The sequence below is a fragment of the Micromonospora sp. LHW51205 genome, from assembly GCF_003315815.1.
GTDB classification, from domain to species: Bacteria; Actinomycetota; Actinomycetes; order Mycobacteriales; family Micromonosporaceae; genus Micromonospora; species Micromonospora chalcea.
Genome location: NZ_QMEZ01000006.1, coordinates 50057 through 72935 on the forward strand (window position 1 = coordinate 50057; position 22879 = coordinate 72935).

22 protein-coding genes are annotated in these 22879 nt (G+C 72.3%); 8 read left to right on the plus strand and 14 right to left on the minus strand.

Going from position 1 to position 22879, the window contains the following annotated elements:
- Positions 1-4: 4 nt before the first annotated feature.
- Both DQE82_RS22130 and DQE82_RS22135 read right to left on the minus strand, forming a co-directional pair.
- Positions 5-1012 (minus strand): YafY family protein, encoded by a 1008-nt coding sequence (locus tag DQE82_RS22130; RefSeq protein WP_113973689.1) that lies wholly within the window; start codon positions 1010-1012, stop codon positions 5-7.
- Entirely contained in the window at positions 1009-2007 is a 999-nt protein-coding gene (locus DQE82_RS22135; protein ID WP_113973691.1) for a YafY family protein, read from the minus strand. Before DQE82_RS22135 ends, DQE82_RS22130 begins: the two co-directional genes overlap by 4 nt.
- Before the next feature lie 104 nt (positions 2008-2111).
- Here DQE82_RS22135 and DQE82_RS22140 point away from each other — a divergent pair, with 104 nt between their 5' ends.
- Both DQE82_RS22140 and DQE82_RS22145 read left to right on the plus strand, forming a co-directional pair.
- Positions 2112-3101, plus strand: coding sequence for a cation diffusion facilitator family transporter (locus DQE82_RS22140; RefSeq protein WP_043324375.1), 990 nt, complete (start codon positions 2112-2114; stop codon positions 3099-3101).
- A 44-nt stretch (positions 3102-3145) separates the two neighbouring features.
- Positions 3146-4231: a DUF3866 family protein gene (locus tag DQE82_RS22145; RefSeq protein WP_113973693.1), complete on the plus strand. Its 1086-nt coding sequence runs from the start codon at positions 3146-3148 to the stop codon at positions 4229-4231.
- Between the two features lie 12 nt (positions 4232-4243).
- On the opposite strand, the gene DQE82_RS22150 is transcribed toward DQE82_RS22145, so the two are convergent.
- Positions 4244-4792 carry a carboxymuconolactone decarboxylase family protein gene (locus tag DQE82_RS22150; protein ID WP_064446506.1) on the minus strand — a complete coding sequence of 183 codons (549 nt, stop codon included), beginning with the start codon at positions 4790-4792 and terminating at the stop codon, positions 4244-4246.
- 239 nt (positions 4793-5031) lie between these two features.
- On the opposite strand from DQE82_RS22150, the gene DQE82_RS22155 reads away from it, so the two are divergent.
- On the plus strand, positions 5032-5976 hold the full coding sequence (locus tag DQE82_RS22155; RefSeq protein WP_113973695.1) for a hypothetical protein: 945 nt from the start codon (positions 5032-5034) through the stop codon (positions 5974-5976).
- A 7-nt stretch (positions 5977-5983) separates the two neighbouring features.
- Here DQE82_RS22155 and DQE82_RS22160 read toward each other — a convergent pair whose 3' ends face one another.
- The 8 genes from DQE82_RS22160 to arc all read right to left on the minus strand — a co-directional run bounded on the left by DQE82_RS22160 (position 5984) and on the right by arc (position 13882).
- Positions 5984-6202 carry a hypothetical protein gene (locus DQE82_RS22160; protein ID WP_030504132.1) on the minus strand — a complete coding sequence of 73 codons (219 nt, stop codon included), beginning with the start codon at positions 6200-6202 and terminating at the stop codon, positions 5984-5986.
- A 62-nt stretch (positions 6203-6264) separates the two neighbouring features.
- A complete protein-coding gene (gene pafA, locus DQE82_RS22165) occupies positions 6265-7623 on the minus strand; it encodes a Pup--protein ligase (protein WP_030504131.1) in 1359 nt (452 codons plus the stop codon).
- Between the two features lie 149 nt (positions 7624-7772).
- Positions 7773-8606, minus strand: a complete 834-nt coding sequence (gene prcA, locus DQE82_RS22170; protein ID WP_113973697.1) for a proteasome subunit alpha — start codon at positions 8604-8606, stop codon at positions 7773-7775.
- Between the two features lie 63 nt (positions 8607-8669).
- Entirely contained in the window at positions 8670-9509 is an 840-nt protein-coding gene (gene prcB, locus DQE82_RS22175; protein ID WP_030504129.1) for a proteasome subunit beta, read from the minus strand.
- A complete protein-coding gene (locus tag DQE82_RS22180) occupies positions 9428-9910 on the minus strand; it encodes an endonuclease VII domain-containing protein (protein ID WP_104112475.1) in 483 nt (160 codons plus the stop codon). The genes prcB and DQE82_RS22180 overlap by 82 nt, the downstream gene beginning before the upstream one ends.
- A gap of 191 nt (positions 9911-10101) precedes the next feature.
- Positions 10102-10308, minus strand: coding sequence for a ubiquitin-like protein Pup (locus DQE82_RS22185; RefSeq protein ID WP_030504127.1), 207 nt, complete (start codon positions 10306-10308; stop codon positions 10102-10104).
- Positions 10309-10415: 107 nt separating this feature from the next.
- Complete coding sequence (dop, locus tag DQE82_RS22190; RefSeq protein ID WP_036344014.1) at positions 10416-11933, minus strand: depupylase/deamidase Dop; 1518 nt, start codon at positions 11931-11933, stop codon at positions 10416-10418.
- 167 nt (positions 11934-12100) lie between these two features.
- A complete protein-coding gene (gene arc, locus DQE82_RS22195) occupies positions 12101-13882 on the minus strand; it encodes a proteasome ATPase (RefSeq protein ID WP_043324384.1) in 1782 nt (593 codons plus the stop codon).
- A 177-nt stretch (positions 13883-14059) separates the two neighbouring features.
- On the opposite strand from arc, the gene DQE82_RS22200 reads away from it, so the two are divergent.
- Positions 14060-14353: a ferredoxin gene (locus DQE82_RS22200; protein WP_043324386.1), complete on the plus strand. Its 294-nt coding sequence runs from the start codon at positions 14060-14062 to the stop codon at positions 14351-14353.
- 61 nt (positions 14354-14414) lie between these two features.
- Here the strand turns inward: DQE82_RS22200 and DQE82_RS22205 are convergent, their stop codons facing one another.
- The 3 genes from DQE82_RS22205 to DQE82_RS22215 all read right to left on the minus strand — a co-directional run bounded on the left by DQE82_RS22205 (position 14415) and on the right by DQE82_RS22215 (position 17162).
- A complete protein-coding gene (locus tag DQE82_RS22205; protein ID WP_043330176.1) occupies positions 14415-14987 on the minus strand; it encodes a hypothetical protein in 573 nt (190 codons plus the stop codon).
- Between the two features lie 175 nt (positions 14988-15162).
- Positions 15163-16107 (minus strand): tRNA (adenine-N1)-methyltransferase, encoded by a 945-nt coding sequence (locus DQE82_RS22210; RefSeq protein ID WP_043324388.1) that lies wholly within the window; start codon positions 16105-16107, stop codon positions 15163-15165.
- A complete protein-coding gene (locus DQE82_RS22215) occupies positions 16104-17162 on the minus strand; it encodes a M50 family metallopeptidase (RefSeq protein ID WP_233514754.1) in 1059 nt (352 codons plus the stop codon). Before DQE82_RS22215 ends, DQE82_RS22210 begins: the two co-directional genes overlap by 4 nt.
- Positions 17163-17364: 202 nt before the next feature.
- On the opposite strand from DQE82_RS22215, the gene DQE82_RS22220 reads away from it, so the two are divergent.
- From DQE82_RS22220 to DQE82_RS22235, 4 genes are all read left to right on the plus strand, one after another.
- Positions 17365-18279 carry a PD-(D/E)XK nuclease family protein gene (locus DQE82_RS22220; RefSeq protein WP_113973699.1) on the plus strand — a complete coding sequence of 305 codons (915 nt, stop codon included), beginning with the start codon at positions 17365-17367 and terminating at the stop codon, positions 18277-18279.
- 338 nt (positions 18280-18617) lie between these two features.
- Positions 18618-19301 carry a response regulator transcription factor gene (locus DQE82_RS22225; protein ID WP_064446104.1) on the plus strand — a complete coding sequence of 228 codons (684 nt, stop codon included), beginning with the start codon at positions 18618-18620 and terminating at the stop codon, positions 19299-19301.
- 261 nt (positions 19302-19562) lie between these two features.
- Positions 19563-20327 carry an ABC transporter ATP-binding protein gene (locus DQE82_RS22230; protein ID WP_104112477.1) on the plus strand — a complete coding sequence of 255 codons (765 nt, stop codon included), beginning with the start codon at positions 19563-19565 and terminating at the stop codon, positions 20325-20327.
- Positions 20327-22876: an ABC transporter permease gene (locus tag DQE82_RS22235; RefSeq protein WP_064446105.1), complete on the plus strand. Its 2550-nt coding sequence runs from the start codon at positions 20327-20329 to the stop codon at positions 22874-22876. Before DQE82_RS22230 ends, DQE82_RS22235 begins: the two co-directional genes overlap by 1 nt.
- The last annotated feature ends 3 nt before the right edge of the window (positions 22877-22879 follow it).

Below are 22879 nucleotides of genomic sequence, written 5' to 3' on the forward strand. Positions count from 1 at the left end.
CAGCCTATCGGGTGACGCCGGCGGCCGCCGGGTCGGCGGTGCCGGCCGGGGTCGCGTACGCGTCGAGCGCGGCCACGGCCTGGGCGCGTACCTGCTCGGCCAGTTCGACCGGGGCGACCACAGTCACCTCCGGGCCCAGCCCGAGAACGAACCGCCGGGCCCACCCAAGGTCGGTGACGCGCAGCGACACCAGCCACTGCTCGCCGTCGGCCTCGACGCGCTCGCACGGATAGTATTCGGTGATCCACCGCTCGCCCCGGCCGATCCGCAGCGTGATCAGCGGCAGGTCGGCCGACGGGCGGAACACGCCGTCACTGAGGTCGTGCGGGCGGGCCTGCGGCGGCACGACCGCCTGCTCCGGCAGCTCGGCCACCGCGTCGATCCGGTCGGCCCGGAACAGCCGCACCGCCTCGGCACGGCGGCACCACGCCTCCACGTACGCCCGGCCGCCGACCATCAGCATCCGCAGCGGGTCGATGGTGCGCTCGGTGGTCTCGTCCCGCGCCGCGGTGTAGTAGGTGATCCGCAGCGCCCGGCCGCGCTCGACGGCGGCGCGCAGCTCGCGTACCCGGGCGCTGTCGCCGGGCAGGCGGACCTCCACCGGCGCGCCGGCCAGGTCACCGGCGGCGTTCTCGATCTTGGCGAGCGCCCGCTCGACCGCCTCCCGGTTGGCCACCCCGGGCGTCTCGGCGATCATCCGCAACGCCACCACCAGGGCCAGCGCCTCGTCGGGGGTGAGCCGCAGCGGCCGGTCGATGCCGGCGTCGTAGGTGATGGTGACCCGGTCGCCGTCGAACGCCATGTCGATCAGGTCACCGGGGCCGTAGCCGGGCAGCCCGCACACCCAGAGCAGTTCCAGGTCCTCCCGGAGCTGCTTCTCGGTCACCCCGAGGTCGTGCGCCGCCTCGGCGATCTCGATGCCGGGGCGGGCCAGCAGGTAGGGCACCAGGTTGAGCAGCCGGGCCAGCCGGTCGGCGGAGGCACGGCCGGCGCGGGCCGCCGGGCGGGTCACCGGGCACCCCCGGCGGTCGCCAGCTCGTCGTGCCGGGCGGCGACCTCCTTCAGCCGCTGGATGACCGCCTCCCGTACCTCCGGTGGCTCCAGGACCCGCACGTCCGGGCCGTACCCGACGATCTGGCCGGCGAGGTAGTCGGCGTCGGCGTACGGCAGCACCAGCCGGTCGCCGTCCGGGCCGGCCTGGCACTCCACCGCCCAGCGGCGCAGCCCGGCGGCGCGGCCCGGAGTGGCCAGCACCGTGGCCCGGCCGGTGCGCTCCACCGGCCCGGACCAGCGGGCCACGTGGCTGATCAGGTCGACGCCGACGGGCGGCTCGTAGGCGCCCGGCTCGCCGGTCGCCCGGACCGTGCCGACCACCCGGGACAGCCGGAAGCAGCGGGTCGCCGCGCGGTCCAGGTCGTGACCGACCACGTACCACCGGCCGCGCCAGCAGACCACGCCCCACGGTTGCACCCGGCGGCGGGTGGGCGCGTCCCGGTCCGGCACCCGGTAGTCGAAGCTGACCTCGCGGCGGTCCCGCGCAGCGGCGGTCAGCGGCGCGAACGCCGGGTCGACCGTGACCATGGGCTCCAGGCCGAGCGTGGCCTGCGGGTCCACGTCGATGCCGGCGGCGCGCAGCTTCGCCAGCCCGGACGACGCGGCAGCGGCCAGCCCGGCGTGCTGCCACAGCCGCGCGGCGATGCCCACCGCCGCGGCCTCGTCCGGTTCGAGCGGGATGTCGGGCAGCGCGTAGGCGCGCGGCGCGATCCGGTAGCCCGGCTCGGCGTCGAAGACGCTCGCCGTGCCGGTCTCCAGCGGCACGCCCAGCTCACGCAGCTCGGCCTTGTCGCGCTCGAACTTGCGCTGGAACGCCTCGTGGTCCTTGGCGTCGTCCGGGTCGTGCTCGTAGCCGGGCACGGTCGCGGCGATCTGCGCGGCGGTCAGGAAGCGTCGCGTCGACAGCAGGCAGATCACCAGGTTGACCAGGCGTTCGGTACGGGTCCGGGACACGTGCAAACGCTAGCAGCCCGCGCATGGCGCGCGGGCACCCGCGCGGCGCGGCGCGGAGGTGTTCCCGACCGGCGACGGGCATCGACCGGTCATAGGGTGAGCGCATGGTGGAAGCGGAGGTCAAGACCGAGAGCGTCGGCACGGTCGTGGTGGCCGGCGCGGCGAACCTCGCCATCGCCGTCGCCAAGCTGGTCGCGGGCCTGATCTCCGGCTCCGCGGCGATGCTCTCCGAGGCCGCCCACTCGCTCGCCGACACCACCACCGAGGTGCTGCTCTATCTGGCGCTGCGCCGGGGCGCGCGGCCCGCCGACACCCGGCACCCCTTCGGGTACGGCAAGGAGAGCTACGTCTGGGCGTTCCTCGCCGCGCTGTTCACCTTCGTCGCCGGGGCCGGCTTCGCCATCACCCACGGCGTCACCACCATCCTGGTGCACGAGCACAGCGGCGAGTACCTCGTCGCGTACGTGGTGCTGGCGGTCTCGTTCGCGATCGAGTCGGTGTCGCTGGCCCGGGCGGTGCGGCAGGTGCGCGGAGAGTCGCGCCGCTGGGGCACCACCCCGCGCCGCTACCTGCGCCTGACCGCCGACACCACGGTCAAGGCGGTCTTCCTGGAGGACAGCGCCGCGCTGGTCGGCCTGCTGATCGCCGCCGCCGGGCTCACCCTGTCCCACCTCACCGGCGACGAGCTGTACGACGGGATCGCCTCGATCCTCATCGGCGTGCTGCTGCTCGTGGTCGCCGTCGTGCTGGCCCGCAGCAACATCTCGCTGCTGGTCGGCCGTTCGGTCTCCGACCGGCTGCACCGGCGCATCGAACGGGAGCTCGCGGACGTGCCGACGGTGGACCGGATCGACACGCTGATGACCATGTTCCTCGGCCCCGACGACATCCTCGTCGCCGCCAAGGTCGACTTCCACGACGACGCCACCGGCGCCGACATCGAGGCCGCCGCCGACGAGGCCGAACGCCGGCTCACCGGGCGCTTCCCGGAGATCGCGTACGTCTTCCTCGACCCCACCCGCTCCCGCACGGCCGGGCGGCCCGCCCGCACCACCCAGGACGAGACGGGTCGCCCGCTCGACGGCGACACCTGACCCGCCCCCGGCCCGCCCGCACCCCGGCCGATACCGTGCACCGCATGGTGCGATGGCGGTCCGGCACGGTCACGGCGGTACGGCGACGATGGGCCGGCGCCGTCGAACTCGACGTCGACCTGCCCGACGGCGTCCGGATGCGCGCCCTGGCCTACCCGGCGCTGGTCGGCGAGCCCGAGCCCGGCGACCGGGTGCTGCTCAACGCCGGGGCGCTGCTGATGGGCCTCGGCACCGGCGGCTACGCGCTGGTCGTCGCGCTGCCCGACCGGCTGCCCGCCGACCCGCCGCAGGCCGGCGACAGCCGCGACGCCGGCCACCTGGTCAAGGCCCGCTACACGCCGCTGCAGCCGATCCTGCTGGGCGTGGACGAGGAGGCGTCGCCGCACCACGAACTGCTCGCAGCCGCCGAGTCGGTCGACGGCATGCCGGTGGTCACCGCCGACCTGCACTCCGCGCTGCCGGCGATCCTGGCCGGGGTACGCGCCGACGCGCCCGACGCCCGGGTCGCGTACGTGCTCACCGACGGCGGGGCGCTGCCCGCCTGGTTCTCCCGCACCCTGGCCGGCCTGGCCGGTCACCTCGTGGGCACGGTGAGCGTGGGCCAGGCGTTCGGCGGCGACCTGGAGGCGAGCACTCTGCACAGCGGCCTGCTCGCCGCCCGGCACGTACTCGGCGCGGACCTGACGATCGTCGCCCAGGGCCCCGGCAACCTCGGCACCGGAACCCGCTGGGGCTTCTCCGGCGTCGCCGTCGGCGAGGCCGTCAACGCGGTCGCCACGCTGGGCGGGCGCCCGGTCGGCTCGCTGCGCATCTCCGACGCCGACGCCCGGCCCCGGCACCGTGGCGTCTCCCACCACAGCCTGACCGCGTACGGCCGGGTCGCGCTGGCCCCCGCGGAGCTGGTGGTGCCGGACGGCCTCGACCCCGCCCTGGCCGCGGAGGTCGCCGCGGCGCTCGCGCCGCTGGCCGACCGGCACACGATCGTCACAGTGCCCACCGACGGCCTCGACGCGGCGCTGCGGGCCGGCCCGGTCGGCCTGTCCACGATGGGCCGGGGCCTGGACGCCGACCACGCCTACTTCCTGGCCGCCGCTGCCGCCGGCCGCCACGCGGCCCGCCTGCTGGGCTGAGCCCCGCCGCCCTCAGATCGCCAGATAGCCGTTCGCGACCAGGTGGTCGGCGGCCCGCGCGAACACCTCGGGATCCTGCGGCGTCCACGTGCCCAGCCCGTCGACGTAGCGGTTGAACATGCAGAACGCCGCCGCGATCAGCACCGTGTCGTGGATCTCCAGGTCGGTGGCGCCCGCCGCGCGGGCCGCCTCCACCAGCTCGGTGGTGACCTCCCGGCCGCTGCGCCGGACCGCGGCGGCGATGTGCAGCAGCGCCCGCAGCTTCGCGCCGACCGGCGCGGTCGCCACGTCCGCGCGCACCCGGTCGACGAACTCCATCCCCGTGGGCAGCTGCGCGGCGGCGAACGCCGCGTGTGACGAACAGCAGAAGTCGCAGTCGTTGAGGCCGGAGACGTACGCCGCGATCAGCTCCCGCTCCCCCGGCGTCAAGGTGGGATGCGGAGCGCGCAACAGCACCTCCGCCAGCTCGCCCAGCGGCTTCGCCGTCTCCGGACGGAACCGCAGCGGCCCCTGGATGCCCGGATAGGCCTTCTCGTCCAGCCCGAGATCGATGTGTGCGATGACGTCACGCTCCCCTGTCCGTGCCGGCCCGGTCACGCCGGCGGCCCGCCGTCCAGAGTGCCGCCACCCCCGCCGCCCGGGCCAGACACCGGAGACAGGTCAGCATGATCGAAGAACCAGGGCCCCACGCGGCCTCCCCATACTGTCCGGGAAATCGACTCCGGCCATCCCGTCACCGCCGTCCGCGCCAGGCAGCCGCGCGGGAAACGCGGCTGGCCGCCGTTAGGAGGCGACCCCCCATGGCACTGCGACAACTCCCGAACGCGGCCCCCGACGCCAGGATCTCCACCCACCGCCCGCCGCATCCCCTCCGACTCGCCCTGATCAGCGCGGCAGCCGGCGTGCTGCTGGCCGTCCTGTGGTCCTTCGAGCTCGTCGACAAGGTCATCGGCGACAACGTCGCCAACACCGTGCTCGGCCACGACGCCAAGGAGACCGCCATCACCGGCGCCGTCGCCGGGATGCTCTTCGCCTTCGTCTCCGGCTTCGCCGGCACCTTCACCGCCTGCAACATCGCCGTGGCGGCCTCGGTCGGGCCGATGAGCCAGGTCTCCGGCGCCGACCCCGCCGGCGGCACCCGGTCCGCGCTGCGCGCCCTGCTGCGCCCGGTCGGCTGGCTCGCGCTCGGCATGGTCGTCGTCTCGGCCGCCTACGGCATCATCGGCGTCCTGCTCGGCGACCGGCTGCCCCAGCTGTCCACCGAGACGGTCGGCACCGTCCCGGTACGCCTCATCCAGTCCTCGGTCGTCTTCGGCGTCATCGGACTCGCCCTCACCTACCTCGGGCTCGCCGCGCTCAAGCTCGTGCCGGACATCTTCGCGCACCGGCCCGTCGCCCGGGTGATCACCATCGGCGCGCTCGTCGGCGGGTTCCTCGTCGGCCGCCCCTACCCGATGTTCAACAAGCTGTTCCACTGGGCCGTCGACACCGGCAACCCGCTCTACGGGGCGCTGGCGTTCACGCTGCAGTCCCTCGGGAACATCCTGCTCGTCACGGCCGTCTTCGCCCTGGCCGTGACGATCAGCCGCGGACGCTTCCTCGCCTGGATGGCGGACCCCCGCCGCGCCGCCGCCGTCACCGGAGCGCTGCTCGTCGCGCTCGGCGTCTTCACCGTCATCTACTGGGACATCCGGGTGCCGGCCATGTTCGGCTTCGGCTGGTTCCCCCGGATGCCGTACAACTGAGCCGAACTCAGCCGAGCAGCAGGATCAACGCCAGCCACCCGCCGACGATCAGCACCAGCGCCGCCGCCAGCACCCACGTCGGGACCGTGTAGTCACCGCGCCGGTTGCGCTCGATCTCGGCCCGGATCTTCTCCCGGCGGCGATCGATCCAGTTGAGCTTCTCGCCGCCGTCGCGGCCGGAGGACGTCTCACGGTCGGGGCGACCGGCGGATTCGGAAGTGTTCATCGCGACGACAGCCTACCCGTGCCACGGGCGGCCGGTGCCGGGCACCGGCCGCCCGTGGGCGGTCACATGCTGGCGATCAGGCGCTCCACCCGCTCGTCGTAGGCCCGGAACGGGTCCTTGCACAGCACCGTGCGCTGCGCCTGGTCGTTCAGCTTCAGGTGCACCCAGTCCACCGTGAAGTCACGCCGCTTCTCCTGGGCGTGCCGGATGAACTCGCCGCGCAGCCGCGCCCGGGTGGTCTGCGGCGGCGTCTCCTTCGCCTCGAAGATCTCCGGGTCCGTGGCCACCCGGTCCACCTCGCGGCGACGCTCCAGCAGCCCGTACAGGCCGCGCCCACGCCGCAGGTCGTGGTACGCCAGATCCATCTGCGCCACCCGCGGGTGCGACAGCGGCAGGTCGTGCTTGCGCTGGTACCGCTCGATCAGCTTCAGCTTCGTGACCCAGTCGATCTCCCGGGCCACCGGGTCCAGGTCGCCGGTCTCGACCGCGCGCAGCACCCTCCCCCACAGGTCGACCACCCGCTTCGCGGTCTGGTCACCACCCCGGCGCTCCACGAACTCCGTCGCCTTGGCCAGGTATTCCTGCTGGATCTCCAGCGCCGAGACCTCCTTGCCGGCGGCCAGCCGCACCTTGCGCCGGCCGGTGATGTCGTGCGACACCTCGCGGATCGCCCGGATCGGGTTCTCCAGCGTGAGGTCCCGCATCACCACGCCCGCCTCGATCATCCGCAGCACGATGTCGGCGGTGCCGACCTTCAGCAGCGTGGTGACCTCGTTCATGTTCGAGTCACCGACGATCACGTGCAGCCGGCGGTACCGCTCCGCGTCCGCGTGCGGCTCGTCCCGGGTGTTGATGATCGGCCGGCTGCGGGTGGTCGCCGACGAGACGCCCTCCCAGATGTGCTCGGCCCGCTGCGACAGGCAGTAGACCGCGCCGCGCGGCGTCTGCAGCACCTTGCCCGCGCCGCAGATCAACTGCCGGGTGACCAGGAACGGGATGAGCACGTCGGCGAGCCGGCCGAACTCACCGTGCCGGGACACCAGGTAGTTCTCGTGGCAGCCGTACGAGTTGCCGGCCGAGTCGGTGTTGTTCTTGAACAGGTAGATCTCACCCGCGATGCCCTCGTCGTGCAGCCGCTTCTCCGCGTCGACGAGCAGCCCCTCCAGGATCCGCTCACCGGCCCGGTCGTGCGCCACCAGGTCGGTCACCGAGTCGCACTCCGGAGTCGCGTACTCCGGGTGCGAGCCCACGTCCAGATAGAGACGGGCGCCGTTGCGCAGGAACACGTTGCTCGACCGGCCCCACGACACCACCCGCCGGAACAGGTACCGCGCGACCTCGTCGGGGGACAGTCGGCGTTGCCCGCGATAGGTGCAGGTGACGCCGTACTCGGTTTCGAGGCCGAAGATTCGCCGCTCCATGATGAGACATTAGCCGCCCGGAGCCTCCGATGGGCATCGCCGACGCTCACCGCTTGCGATCTCCCCCGCGCGGACCGCAAAGCCGGCGGCCTCCCGTACGCGAAAGACCCCGCCACCGCGACGCGGCGACGGGGTCTTTCGCGTAGGTGTCACTCGGCGGGCTTGTCCTCCGCGTTGCCCTCCAGATCGGCCGAACCCGCCGACGTGGTCGGCTTCTTCGCCTCCTCCGTGGGCACCGTCGGCGTCTTCGCCTGGCCCGGCGCCGGGGCGACGTCCCCCTCGGCCTCGCCGTTCAGCAGCGCGGTCAGCGCCGCGCCGGTGACCCGCCGGAACGTACGCCCCACCCGGCGCCGGTCCAGGACCGCAACCTCCAGCTGGTTCGCGGCGATCGTGCGGGCCGCGCCGCCCTCGCCGCCGACGCTGCTCAGCGCCTTCATGGCGGCGCGGACCGCCTCCGACAGCGACATCTCCGGCCGGTGCTCGTTCTTCAGCACCCCGCTGATCGCCTCGGCCTGGCCGCCCATCGCCATCCGGCCCGGCTCGTCGTTCACCGAACCGTCGTAGGTCACCCGGTAGAGGGAGTCGTCCTCGGGCGTGGCGCCCACCTCGGCCACGCAGATCTCCACCTCGAACGGCTTCGACTGCTCGGTGAAGATCGCGCCAAGCGTCTGCGCGTACGCGTTCGCGAGCGCCAGGCCGGTCACGTCCCGCCGGTCGTAGCTCAGGCCGTTGAGGTCGGCCATCCGCACGCCCGCGCGACGCAGGTTCTCGAACTCGTTGTACCGGCCGACGGCGGCGAAGCCGATCCGGTCGTAGATCTCGCTGACCTTGTGCAGCGTGCTGGACAGGTTCTCGGCGACGAAGAGCACCCCGCCGGCGTAGCTCAGGACCACCGCGCTGCGGCCCCGGGCGATGCCCTTGCGGGCCAGCTCGGAGCGGTCGCGCATGATCTGCTCGGGCGAGGCGTAGAACTGCATGGCCACGGCGGCGGTTCTCCTTCGGACCTGATGGTGCGGGACTGCTGAGTCGGTGGACGGGAAGCGGGATCAGCCGCCGGGGTTCTCCATCCGGCCGGCCACCACGCTCTCCGCGATCGCCGCCGTCTCGGCGTCGGTGAGCCGGTGCGTGCCCTCGGCGGTAGCGGTCATCACGACCGGGTAGATCCGCCGGGTCAGGTCCGGACCGCCGGTGGCGGTGTCGTCGTCTGCCGCGTCGTAGAGCGCCTCGACCGCCAGCCGCGTCGCGTCCTCGACCGACAGGCCGGTCCGGAACCGCTTCTTCAGCGCCGACTTGGCGAACAGCGAGCCGGAGCCGATCGCGTCGTAGCCGGTCTCCTCGTACGGGCCGCCGGTCACGTCGAAGCTGAAGATCCGCCCGGCCCGCGCCGGGTCGCTCGCCGCCAGGTCGAAACCGGCGAACAGCGGGACCACGGCCAGGCCCTGCATGGCCGCGCCCAGGTTGCCGCGGATCATCGAGGCGAGCCGGTTGGCCTTGCCGTCGAGCGAGAGCATCGCGCCCTCGATCTTCTCGTAGTGCTCCAGCTCCACCTGGAACAGTCGCATCAGCTCGATGCCGATGCCCGCGGTGCCCGCGATGCCGACCAGCGAGTACGCGTCGGCCGGGTGCACCTTCTCGATGTCGCGCTGGGCGATCAGGTTGCCCATCGTGGCGCGCCGGTCGCCGGCCATGACCACGCCACCGGCGGCCGAGATGGCCACGATGGTGGTCGCGTGCGGCGCCATGTCGGCGGCCATGCCGGGCGGCAGCGGCCGACGGCCGGGCAGCATCTCGGGGGCCACCTTGCTCAGGAACGCTGTGAAGGAGGACGTCCCCGCGTTGGTGAACACATCTGGAAGACGCCCGGATGGATCAAAACCCGCTGCCACGTGGTTCCTCTCAGGTACGTGATCGCCCTGGCCAGGACTTCGGCGTTGTCCTTGAACTGGCCAAGACCACCGTTGCAGTTGAAGCAGAGTATCCCGCGCACCCATCCGGTGCGATGATCGTGGTCCAGATGTTCCGGATCGGGGCGCCGACAGATCGCGCACACGCCGCCCTGCTCGGTCAGGAGCTCCTGGAACTCCTTCTCCCCGACCCCGTAGCGGCGGCGCAGGTGGTACTCGCGATTGCCGCCGTAGAGTCGCTGCTTCGTCTCGTTACCGCGGGCGATGTGGCACGGCTTGCAGTAGCTGTGCCGACCGCTGGCGTTGGTCGTTCGGGGGAAATCGTCAACGGGCTTGATCTGCTCGCAGTCGGGGCACCACTTGAGGCCGTCCGCTACCGGCACGGCAGCCCTTCGCTGCGGCGCGATGCCACGTTTCCGGCGACTCGCCTCTGAGCGAGCAGCGGCACACGTCTTGCAGTAGAACGCCAGCCCGTCTGGACGACGCCGATTACGGTGGAACGCCGACGCGGGAAGCGAGCGGCGGCACTGGGGGCAAAGCTTGTCCGAAGCCTCCGGCAAATCGGACATAAGCCTCATTGACCCCCCTTCTGCACATATCCCCTCACGAACTCCTCTGCGTTCTCCTCCAGGACGGAGTCGATCTCGTCGAGCAGGTCGTCGACGTCCTCGGTGATCTCGGCGTGCCGCTCGGCCACCTCGGGGTTCGCCTCCGCGGTGACCTCGTCGACCTCCTCGCGGGACTTGCCGGACTGGGTCTGCCCACCCTCTTGGGTCGCCATGGTGGTGCCTCCTCCACGATCGCCTGCGATCAACTTACCTCGCGGGAGCGACGAAAGGCCCGCCGCGCGCCCGGTTCCGGCACCCGACGGGCCTTCCGGCATCCGGGTCACCCGCCGGTGAGCGTCTCCAGCAGATCCTTGGCGCTCTCGCAGCGGTCGAACAGCTCACCGACGTGCGCCCGGGTGCCCCGCTCGGGTTCCATCATCGGCACCCGCACCAGCGACTCCCGGCCCACGTCGAAGATGACCGAGTCCCAGCTCGCGGCGACCACCTCGGAGGCGTACTGCGCCAGGCAGCGGCCCCGGAAGTAGGCCCGGGTGTCCTCCGGCGGCTCGGTCATCGCGGTGCGGGTCTGCTCGTCGCTGAGCATCGTCTTCATCGAGCCACGCTGCACCAGGCGGTGGTAGAGGCCCTTCTCCGGCCGCACGTCGGAGTACTGCAGGTCGACCAGCTGCAGCTTGTGCGAGCCCCAGCCGAGCTTCTCCCGCTCCCGGTAGCCCTCCAGCAGCCGCAGCTTCGCCACCCAGTCCAGCTCGTCTGCGCACTCGAACGCGTCGCGACCGAGCCGGTCCAACACGCTCTCCCAGCGGCGCAGCACGTCGGCGGTCTGCGCGTCCACGTCCTTGCCGTAGCGGTCGTCCACGAAGGAGCTGACCCGTTCCAGGTACGCCCACTGCACGTCCAGCGCGGTGAGCTTGCGGCCGTCGCGCATCCGCATCAGGTGCTTCAGCGACGGGTCGTGGCTGACCGCGCGCAGCTCCCCCACCGGGTCGGCGATGCCCAGGTCCGCGCCGAGCGCCTTCTCCTCGATCATGGTGAGGATCAGCGCGGTGGTGCCGACCTTGAGGAACGTGGAGATCTCGGAGAGGTTGGCGTCGCCGATGATGACGTGCAGCCGGCGGTACTTGTCGGCGTCGGCGTGCGGCTCGTCGCGGGTGTTGATGATGGGCCGCTTGAGCGTCGTCTCCAGCCCCACCTCGACCTCGAAGAAGTCGGCCCGCTGGGAGATCTGGAAACCGGTCTGGCCGCCGTCCTGGCCGATGCCGACCCGCCCGGCGCCGCAGACGATCTGCCGGGTGACGAAGAACGGCGTCAGGTACGCCACGATGTCGGCGAACGGCGTCTGCCGGCGCATCAGGTAGTTCTCGTGCGCGCCGTAGCTGGCGCCCTTGTTGTCGGTGTTGTTCTTGTACAGGTGGATCGGCTGGGTGCCCGGGATGGTCGCGGCCCGCCGGGCCGCCTCGGCCATCACCCGCTCCCCCGCCTTGTCCCACCGGACCACGTCGAGGGGGTTGGTCACCTCGGGCGTGGAGTATTCCGGGTGGGCGTGGTCGACGTAGAGCCGCGCGCCGTTGGTGAGTATGACGTTGGCGAGGCCGAGGTCCTCGTCGGCGAGCGCCTCGGCCGGGTCGTACGCGGCGCCGGAGTAGGTGAACCCGCGCGCGTCGCGCAGTGGCGACTCCTCCTCGTAGTCCCAGCGGGCCCGGCCGCCCCGGTTGAGTTCCGGCCGCGCCCCGTAGGCGTTTACCACCTGGGAGGAGGTGACCATCGGGTTGGCTCCGGCCTGACCGGGCACGGAGATGCCGTACTCGACCTCGGTGCCCATGATCCTTCTGACGCTCATCGACCTGCCCGCTCCCGCTCGCCGTCCCGGTCCCCGTCATGTCGAGCGTAGTCGGCGTGACGCGCCGAGGGGGCGTGGCGGCAGCGCCGGGTACGGTGTGGCGGCTTCCCTGCGTACGCGCGAAGGCCCGTGGCGGGCACGCCACGGGCCTTCGTCGCAGGGTCGGACTACAGGTACTGGCCGGTGTTGCTGGCGGTCTCGATGGACCGTCCGGCCTCGGCGCCCTTGCCGCCGGAGACGAGCGTGCGGATGTAGACGATCCGCTCGCCCTTCTTGCCGGAGATGCGCGCCCAGTCGTCGGGGTTGGTGGTGTTGGGCAGGTCCTCGTTCTCCCGGAACTCGTCGACGCAGGCGTCGAGCAGGTGCTGCAGGCGCAGCCCCTTGCGGCCGGAGGTGAGGAACTCCTTGATGGCCATCTTCTTGCCCCGGTCGACGATGTTCTGGATCATCGCGCCGGAGTTGAAGTCCTTGAAGTAGAGGACTTCCTTGTCGCCGTTGGCGTAGGTGACCTCGAGGAAGCGGTTCTCCTCGGTCTCGGAGTACATCCGCAGGACCACCGCGTCGATCATCGCCGCGACGGTGGCCTGGGCGTCGCCGCCGTGTTCGGCCAGGTCGTCGGCGTGCAGCGGCAGGCCGGCGAGGATGTACTTGGAGAAGATGTCCTTCGCCGCCTCGGCGTCCGGCCGCTCGATCTTGATCTTCACGTCGAGCCGGCCGGGACGCAGGATCGCCGGGTCGATCATGTCTTCCCGGTTGGAGGCGCCGATGACGATGACGTTCTCCAGGCCCTCCACGCCGTCGATCTCGCTGAGCAGCTGCGGGACGATGGTGTTCTCCACGTCCGAGGAGACGCCGGAGCCGCGGGTGCGGAACACGGAGTCCATCTCGTCGAAGAACACGATCACCGGAGTGCCCTCACCGGCCTTCTCCCGTGCCCGCTGGAAGATCAGCCGGATGTGCCGCTCGGTCTCGCCGACGTACTTGTTGAGCAGCTCCGGGCCCTTGATGTTGAGGAAGAAGCTGGTGTGCCGCTCCTTGCCCTCCCGCTCGGCGATCTTCTTGGCCAGCGAGTTGGCCACCGCCTTGGCGATCAGCGTCTTACCGCAGCCGGGCGGACCGTAGAGCAGGATGCCCTTCGGCGGCCGGAGCTGGTGCTCACGGAACAGGTCGGAGTGCAGGAAGGGCAGCTCCACCGCGTCGCGGATCTGCTCGATCTGCGCCTGGAGGCCACCGATGTCCTCGTAGTTGACGTCGGGCACCTCCTCCAGGACCAGCTCCTCGACCTCGCTCTTCGGGATCCGCTCGTAGGCGTACGCCGAGCGGGGCTCGATCATGAGCGAGTCGCCGGCCCGGATCGCGCTGCCGATCAGGGTCTCGGCGAGGTGCACGATCCGCTCCTCGTCGGAGTGCGACACCACGAGCGCCCGGTCACCCGGCGCGCCGTCCGGGCCCGCCAGGATCTCCTTGAGCATCACGACCTCGCCGACCCGCTCGAAACCGAACGCGTCGACGATGTTGAGCGCGTCGTTGAGCAGGACCTCCTGGCCACGGCGCAGCTCGTCGGCCTCCAGCGACGGCGAGACCGCCACCCGGAGCTTGCGCCCGCCGGTGAACACGTCCACCGTGCCGTCGTCGTGCTTGGCCAGGAAGACGCCGTAGCCACTCGGTGGCTGGGCGAGCCGGTCGATCTCCTCCTTGAGCGTCACGATCTGCGCGCGAGCCTCCTTGAGGGTGCTCACGAGCCGTTCGTTGTTCTCGGTCAGCCGCGCCAACTGGGCCTGGGTGGCCGCCAGCCGCTCTTCGAGCTGCCGGACGTGTCGAGGGCTTTCGGTCAACTTGCGCCGCACCAGAGCGAGTTCCTCTTGCAGGAACGCGACCTGCGTGGAGAGATCGTGGGCTTCCTTTTCCCACCGTGCGGCGCGCGAGTCCGCGTCGTCGCTGCGTGCCACGTCCCACCTCCCCGGGGGGCTTGAACGTTCTGACCTAACACTAGCCGCTATGAGCCCGATTCGGTCCACAGCAACGCGCTCGTCACCGAAGCTTGATCGCGAAGGGCTGGTCGCGGGGTGGGTACGGGCGTTCGGGTACCGTCGGAGCGTGGGACGGGAGAACATGGGGGGTGCTTCGTGACCGACGTCGCGACCGACCAGTTGCAGGTCTGGGTCGACCAGGACCTCTGCACCGGTGACGGGCTCTGCGTGCAGTACGCGCCGGAGGTCTTCGAGTTCGACGTCGACGGCCTGGCGTACGTCAAGGGCCCCGACGGCGAGCTGCGGCAGGCCCCCGGTGCCCGGGTGGACGTGCCGGAGCACCTGCGCCTCGAGGTGATCGACTCGGCAAAGGAGTGCCCGGGCGAGTGCATCCACGTGGTGCGCGGCAGCGACGGGGTCGAGGTGGCCGGCCCGGAGGCCGACGACTGAGGCCCGGACAGCTGCACGGCGGGCCGGGGACCACACGTCCCCGGCCCGCCGTTCGTCCGCCTCAGAGCAGGGGCCGGCCGACCACCGAGGCGACCAGCCGGGCGAACTCCTCCAGCCGGGCGATCTGCCCCGCCCCGCCGTCGTCGAGGGTCTTGCCGAAACGCAGCGCGTCGTGCCGGGGCGCGCCCGCCACCTCGTCGCTGGGTGGCGCCTCGTCCAGGGAGCTGAGCAGCAGGTACACGTCGATGCTGTCGACCCGTACGGTGCCGTTCTCGGCCCGCATGAGCCGCCGCCGGCAGCCGACCTCGGTGACTGTCGACAGCGGCACCACCCGCAGCGACGAGGTCATCGCGCCGGGCGGCCCCTCCCCCGGTGGCACGTCCTCGCCGTGCCAGAGCACCAGCCGGCTGCCGTCGCAGACGACGACCTCCTGCCACACGCCGTTCACCTCGTTGACGAACCGTTCCAGCGTGAAGCCGAGCACGGAGGCGCCGCGCAGCACGCCGTCGAGCGCCTCCAGCGCGATGTCCGGGTCGCGCAGGTACGCGCGGGCGGCCGACTCCAGGTCGGTGTAGGGCGACCAGTCCGGGAAGACGGCGGGCAGGTCACCGTTGCCGTAACCGGGGTTGCTCACGCCGCCTCCCACCGGGCCGCGCCGCCGTGCTGCCACCGGTCCAGGTCACCGGCACGGGCGCGCCGCCCGACGCGCGCCCCGATCCGCTCGCTCATGCCACCGTCTCCACCCGCTCAGGTGTCGTGCCCACCGGCACACATGATCCGCCCGTACGCGCGCGCCCGCGCGTCGGGGGTCAGGACTCCTGCGGCTCCTGCTCCGCGCGGGCCGCGGCGGCGGCGCGCAGGGCGTCGCGGCGCTGCGCGTACGCCTCGGCGCCCTTGCTGGGCTTGCGGCGGCGCGGCGGCGCGGTGACCCCGGGGGCGAGTTTGCGGGCGGAGACCAGGAACGCGGTGTGGGCGATCATCCGGTGGTCCGGGCGGACCGCCAGCCCTTCGGCGTGCCAGTCGCGCACCAGCGACTCCCAGGCGCGCGGCTCGGTCCAGCCGCCACGCTCGCGCAGCGCCTCGACCAGCTCGGACAGCTGCGGCGTGGTGGCCACGTAGCCGATCAGCACGCCGCCGGGCACCAGCGCCCGCTCGACCATGTCGAGCATCTCCCACGGGGTCAGCATGTCCAGGATGATCCGGTCGAAACCGGTCTCGGCGCAGTCGGCGACGTCGCCGACGTGCAGGTTCCAGGCCGGGTGCGGGCCGTTGAAGAACGCCTCCACGTTGCGGCGGGCGATCTGGGCGAAGTCGTCGCGCAGCTCGAACGAGTGCAGCTCGCCCTCGGTGCCGACGGCCCGCAGCAGCGAGCAGGACAGCGCGCCGGACCCGGCGCCGGCCTCCAGCACCTTGGCGCCGGGGAAGATGTCGCCCATGGCGACGATCTGCGCCGAGTCCTTCGGGTAGATCACCTGGGCGCCCCGCGGCATGGAGAGCACGTAGTCCGACAGCAGCGGCCGCAGCGCCAGGAACGCGGTGCCGCCGCCGGCGGTGGTGACCACGCTGCCGTCGGGCAGGCCGATCAGGGTGTCGTGCTTGAGGATCCCCCGGTGGGTGTGGAACTCCTTGCCGGGCTCCAGCGTCACGGTGTGCATCCGGCCCTTGGGGTCGGTCAGCTGGACCCGGTCGCCCGGCCGGAACGGCCCGCGGTGGACCGGGGGCAACGCCGGGACGGTGGAGATCTCTACGGTCACGTGTTCGTCTTCCGTTTGGGTTCCAGGAGCTGGGCGAGATCCGCGATGTGCAGCACGCCGACCACATCTTCGCCTGCCGTCACGACGTACTGCGCGCCCGGGTGGGTGCGTACGGTCTCCAGGACCCGCTCGCCGTCCGCGCCGACCGGCAGGGCCGGCACCGCGGACAGGTCGCGGGCCACCTCGTCCACCGCGACCCACGGCCTCCGTTCCGGGGGTACGGCGGCGGCGCGCGCCGGGTCGACCACGGCGACGGTACGGCCGGCGGAGTCGACGACGCCCAGCGCCGCGTGCGGGGTGGCCGCCTCGTCGCGGCGGCGCTGGGCCTCGGCCAGCGGCGTGCCGGTGGGCACCGGCAGCAGCGGGCGGGCCAGCCGGGCCAGGTCGACCAGGTGCAGCCGGCGGCCGATACGGGCCAGCCGGATGGACTGGCCGGCGCCGCGCCACAGCGTCAGTGCGACGAGCAGCAGCAGCGGCAGGGCCAGCGGGGCCAGCGCCCGGCGCATGGTGAGCACCACGACCAGCGCCAGCGTGCCCAGCGCGACGGCCCGGCCGACCCAGCCGGCCACCTCGGTGCCGCGGTGCCGGTCGCGGGTGAGCGCCCACACCGCGGCGCGCAGCGCCCGCCCGCCGTCCAGCGGCAGACCGGGCAGGCTGTTGAAGATCGCCACCACGACGTTGCTGACCGCGAGCTGGAAGGCGAGCTGGTGGCCGAGAGTGCCGGCGGGCAACGCGAGGGTGGCGGCGACCGCGCCGGCGCCGAGTACGGCGGACACGGCCGGCCCGGCCAGCGAGATCAGCAGCTCGATCCGCGGCGTGGGTGCGTCGCGGTCCATCTCGGTGTACCCGCCGAGCAGTTCCAGCGTGATCCCGCGCACACCGATGCCGTAGCGGCGGGCGGTCAGCGCGTGGCCCAGCTCGTGCAGCAGCACCGAGCCGAGCAGCGAGACCACGAAGCCGAACCCGACCAGGTAGCCGCCGAGCGGGCCGAGGTCGAGCTGGCGGCGGGCCAGCGCCGCGTACAGCACCGTGACGACGACGGTGAGCAGCAGCATCGAGGCGTCGACGCGCAGCGGCACCCCGAGCACCCGGCCGAGGCTGAGCCCCGGCCGGCGGGATCCTCGGCTCCGCTGCTGCACCGGCCCGATGCTACGTGAGCGTGCGCGGCGGGCCGCCGCGGTCACTGAGAGGGAGATCCGATCATGCTCCGGTGCGGCGACGGTGGCGGTGTCACAGGCGTGGCCTAACCTTCCGGGCATGACGGCGGAACCGATGATCGACAGCCACGGCGACCAGACGGCACCGGCGCCGGTCACGGTGCGGGCGTCGCTGTCGCCGTCCCGGGCGGCCGACTTCAAGACCTGCCCGCTGCTCTACCGGTTCCGCAGCATCGACCGGCTGCCCGAGCGGCCGACTGTCGAGCAGGCCCGGGGCACGCTCGTGCACGCCGTGCTGGAGCGGCTGTTCGACCTTCCGGCCGCCGCCCGCACCCCGGAGTCGGCCGGCGATCTGGTCGCTCCCCAGTGGGACCGGCTGGTCACCGAGGAGCCGGAGCTGGCCACGCTGTTCGCCGACGGCGACACCGCCGGTCCGCAGGAGTTCCTCCGGTCGGCGACGGCGCTGCTGGACGGCTACTTCGCGGTGGAGGACCCGCGCCGGCTGGAGCCGGCCGAGCGCGAGGCGCTGATCTCCGCGGTGGTGGACGACGAACTGCTCATCCGGGGTTATCTCGACCGGCTCGACGTGGCGCCCGACGGCGCGCTGCGAGTGGTCGACTACAAGACCGGCGGCGCGCCGCGCGAGGCGTTCGAGGCGCGGGCGCTGTTCCAGCTCAAGTTCTACGCCCTGGTGCTGTGGCGTACCCGGGGCGTGGTGCCGCGGGTGCTGCGCCTGCTCTACCTCAAGGACGCCGAGGTCTGCGACTACGCCCCCGACGCCGACGAGCTGGTGCGCTTCGAGCGCACAGTGGTGGCGCTGTGGCGGGCGATCGAGCAGGCCACCGCCCGGCAGGACTTCCGGCCCCGCCCGAGCCGCCTGTGCGACTGGTGCAGCCACCAGGCGCTGTGCCCGAGCTACGGCGGCACGCCGCCGCCGTTCCCGGTGGCCGCCGCCGCGCCCGACCCGCTGGTGGACGCCCGCTCCCGCCCGGTGGCGCCCGGCGCCGACGAGTAACCTCCGGCCCCAGCCGTCGAGTATTCGGCGCTGGCCGGAGGGCGCCCGGGCTGACGCCTGGCCGGACCGCCCCGGACCGGCGGGCCATTCCGCGCATGACCGGCGCGCAGACCGCCCGCTATCCCGCGCGGACCCAGGACGCAGAGCGCCTGCGATCCCGCGCGGGCCTGAGCGCGCGGAGCCCGGCCAACCTGCGGGATCGGGGCGGCCTGATCGGCGACCGCGCGACCGGTGACCTCTACGGTGGTTACCGCGGCCCGGCTCACGCCGGGCGGATCGCGCGCGTGCCGGCGCCGACGGGTCCCGGCCGGACCGCCGCCCGGGGACGAGGGGGACGCATGACCGACGGCGCCGTGTCCCGGCCGGTGCGGGTTCTGCTCGCCGACGACCAGCCGCTGCTGCGTACCGGATTCCGGATGGTGCTGGGCGCGGAGGACGACCTGGACGTGGTGGGTGAGGCCGGCGACGGCGCGGAGGCGGTGGACCTGGCGCGGCGGCTGCTGCCCGACGTGGTGCTGATGGACATCCGGATGCCGCGGATGGACGGGGTGACCGCGACGCGCGCGATCGTGTCCGCGCGGCTACCGGTGCGGGTGCTGGTGCTCACCACGTTCGAGCAGGACGAACACGTCGTCGGGGCGCTGCGGGCCGGCGCCAGCGGGTTCCTGACCAAGGATGTGCCGGCTGAGGACCTGGTCGCGGCGATCCGCACGGTGGCGGCCGGGGACGCGGCGATGTCTCCGCGCATCCTGCGCCGGCTGCTGGACCGCTTCGCCGAGCTGCTGCCCGATCCGGCCGCCGCGCCGGCGCGGGCGCTGGACCCGCTGACCGACCGGGAGCGGGAGGTGCTCACCCACATGGCGCGCGGTCTGTCCAACGCGGAGATCGCCCGGGTGCTGTCGGTCAGCGAGACGACTGTGAAAACCCATGTCGGGCACGTGCTGACGAAGCTACGGTTGCGCGACCGGGTCCAGGCGGTCGTGCTCGCGTACGAGACGGGTCTGGTTCGTCCGGGGCGGTGAGGTGGCGCGGGTCACCTACCGTGACCAGCGGCGGGGCTGATGTGTTGACCATCACGCCGGGTGAGGCTCTAGCGTCGGCGTCGCCTGCCGGTCAGGGGTCACCCTGAGCCCGGATGGGGGTCGACCCTCACCGGAAGATCGGCACGGATTCCACCCCAGGTCGGAGGGCTTTCGGGCTCGCGACCCCGAGGATGGATTCCGCCGCACCGACCAGCGGGGGCGGTGCGGCATTGAGAACGACAGACGGAAGAGGTACATGACGTGACCGCGACGGTAGGCCAAGAGCAGGCCGCGGCCCGGGCGAACGATGTGTGGAAGGTGTACGGCAGCGGCGAGGCGCAGGTCGCCGCGCTGCGGGGGGTGAGCGCCGAGTTCGAGCGCGGCCGGTTCACCGCGATCATGGGGCCGTCGGGTTCCGGGAAGTCCACACTGATGCACTGCCTCGCGGGTCTGGACACGGTGACCAAGGGCACCGTGATGATCGGCGACACCACTGTGACCGGTCTCAACGACGCCGGTCTGACGAAGCTGCGCCGGGACAAGGTCGGCTTCATCTTCCAGCAGTTCAACCTGCTGCCGACGCTCACCGCGCAGGAGAACATCCTGCTGCCGCTGTCGATCGCCGGGCGCAAGCCCGACCCGGCCTGGTACGACGTCGTGATCGACACGGTCGGCCTGCGGGACCGGCTCGGGCACCGCCCGGCGCAGCTCTCCGGTGGCCAGCAGCAGCGCGTGGCGTGCGCCCGGGCGCTCGTGGCCCGCCCCGAGGTGATCTTCGCGGACGAGCCGACCGGCAACCTGGACTCCCGCTCCGGCGCCGAGGTGCTGAAGTTCCTGCGCAACTCGGTACGCGAGCACGGCCAGACCATCGTCATGGTCACGCACGACCCGACCGCCGCCGCGTACGCCGACCGGGTGGTCTTCCTCGCCGACGGGCAGATCGTCTCGGAGTTGATCGAACCGACCGCCGAGACGGTGCTGGACACGATGAAGAAGCTGGACGCCCCGGTCGAGGTGGGCAACTGATGCTGCGGGCAACGCTCAAGAGCCTGCTGGCGCGCAAGCTGCGCCTGCTGCTGTCCGGGCTGGCGGTGGTGCTCGGCGTCATGTTCGTCTCCGGCGCGTTCGTGCTCACCGACACGCTCGGGCGTTCCTTCGACGCGGTCTTCGCCGACGCGTACGCCGAGGTCGACGTGAGCGTCGAGGCCAAGCCGAAGATCGACGTCTCCACGGCGGAGGGGATGCCGCTGAGCACTCCGATGCCGGCGTCGGTGCTGGACCGGGTCAAGGCGGTGCCCGGCGTCGCCGACGCCGAGGGTGTGGTGGCCGCCGAGGGTGCCCGGATGATCGGCAGCAACGGCAAGGTGGTCACCTCGTTCGGCCCGCCGCAGCTGGGCCAGAACTGGCTCGGTGAGAGCGACCTGCTGGAGCTGCGCGAGGGCCGCGGCCCGCAGGCCGACGACGAGATCGTGATCAACGCCGCGCTGGCCGAGGCGGGCAAGGTCAAGGTCGGCGACCGGGTCGGCGTGCTGACCCTCGCCCCGAAGAAGGAGTTCACGCTCGTCGGCGTGTTCGGCTACAGCGGCGGCCGGGACTCGATCGGTGGCGCGAACGAGGTCTACTTCACGACCCCGGTGGCGCAGCAGCTGATGCTGGGCAAGCCGGACGTGTTCAGCAACATCAGCGTCCAGGCCGCCGACGGCACCACGCCGGCCGCGCTGCGCGACGAGCTGGCCCGCACGCTGGGTGCCGACTACCAGGTCAAGACCGGCGAGCAGCTCGCCGCCGACGCCTCGGCCGGCCTCAAGGAAGGGCTGTCGTTCTTCAACAAGATCCTCCTCGGGTTCGCCGCGGTGGCGCTGCTGGTCGGCACGTTCCTGATCCTCAACACGTTCTCGATCATCGTGGCGCAGCGCACCCGTGAGCTGGCCCTGATGCGCGCGATCGGGGCCAGCGGCAAGCAGGTCATCGGCTCGGTGGTGCTGGAGGCGCTCGCGGTCGGCCTGATCGCCTCGGTGCTGGGGCTCGCCGCCGGTATCGGCGTGGGCGCGCTGCTTGCGTACCTGTTCGGTCAGCTCGCCGGGGGTCTCACCCTGGCCGGGCTGGGCGTGCCCGCCTCGGCGGTGATCGGCGCGTTCGCGGTCGGCATGCTCATCACTGTGGTCGCCGCGCTGCTGCCGGCGCTGCGCGCCTCGCGCATCCCGCCAATCGCCGCGATGCAGGACGTGGCCACGCCGGACCGGCCGCTGACCAAGGTCACCATCGGCGGTGCCGTGGTCACCGGCATCGGCGCGGTGCTGCTGTTCCTCGGTCTCGGCGGGCACGCCGGCGACAGCACCCTGGCGACCATCCTCGGCGGCGTGCTGTTCGCGTTCATCGGGGTGGCGCTGCTGACCCCGATCATCAGCCGGCCGGTGGTCTCGCTGCTCGGCGCGATGTTCTCCTGGTCGGTGCCGGGCAAGCTGGGCCGGCTCAACTCGGGCCGCAACCCGCGCCGTACCGCGATCACGGCCGCCGCGCTGATGGTGGGCATCGCCCTGGTCACCGGCGTGACGGTGATCCTGGACTCGGCCAAGGGCAGCATCGGCGCGCTGGCCGAGGACACCATCAAGGCGGAGCTGGTGATCTCCGGGTCCACGTCCGGGCCGCGTCCGGCGAGCTTCGACCCGGCGGTCCTGGAGAAGGCCGCGGCGATCCCGGGCGTGCAGATGGTCGACGGCGAGTACGGCGACATGGCAGTGGTCGGCGGCGAGCGGACCTGGGTGGCCGTGTCGAGCAACGTGGCCGCGCTGCAGCAGATCTTCGGGGCGAAGGCCGCCGCCGGTGACATCAGCAAGCTGGCGCCGGACCAGATGCTGGTCAGCTCGGACACCGCGAAGGCACGCAACCTCAGCGTCGGTTCGACGGTGCCGGTGCAGCTGTCCCGTGGCGACGCCCGCACCTACACGGTCAGCGGCATCTACGAGAGTTCACAGCTGACCAACCCGGTGACGCTGCCGCCGCAGGCAACGGCGGACTTCGCCATCCCGCAGCCGATCCAGGGTTTCCTGCAGCTCGCCCCCGGCACGTCGGTGGACGCGGTGCAGCCGCAGATCGAGCGGCTGCTGGCGGACAGCCCCGAGGTGTCGGTGGCCGACCGGGCCGGGTTCATCGAGCAGCAGACCGGTCAGCTGGACTCCCTGCTCCAGATGATCCAGATCCTGCTGGCGCTGGCCATCGTGATCGCGGTGCTGGGCATCATCAACACGCTCGCGCTGTCGGTGCTGGAACGCACCCGGGAGCTGGGTCTGCTGCGGGCGATCGGCCTGCGCCGCGCCCAGACCATGCGCATGATCACGGTCGAGGCGGTGGTGATCTCCATCTTCGGCGCGCTGCTCGGCGTGGTGGTCGGCACCGGTCTCGGCGCGGCGGTGGTGGAGGCGCTCAAGGACGAGGGCATCACCGACCTGATCCTGCCGTGGGGTCAGATGGTGACGTTCCTGATCCTGGCCGCGATCATCGGCGTGGTCGCGGCGGTGCTGCCGGCGATCCGCGCCGCGCGGATCAACGTCCTGGGCGCCATCGCCCACGACTGACGT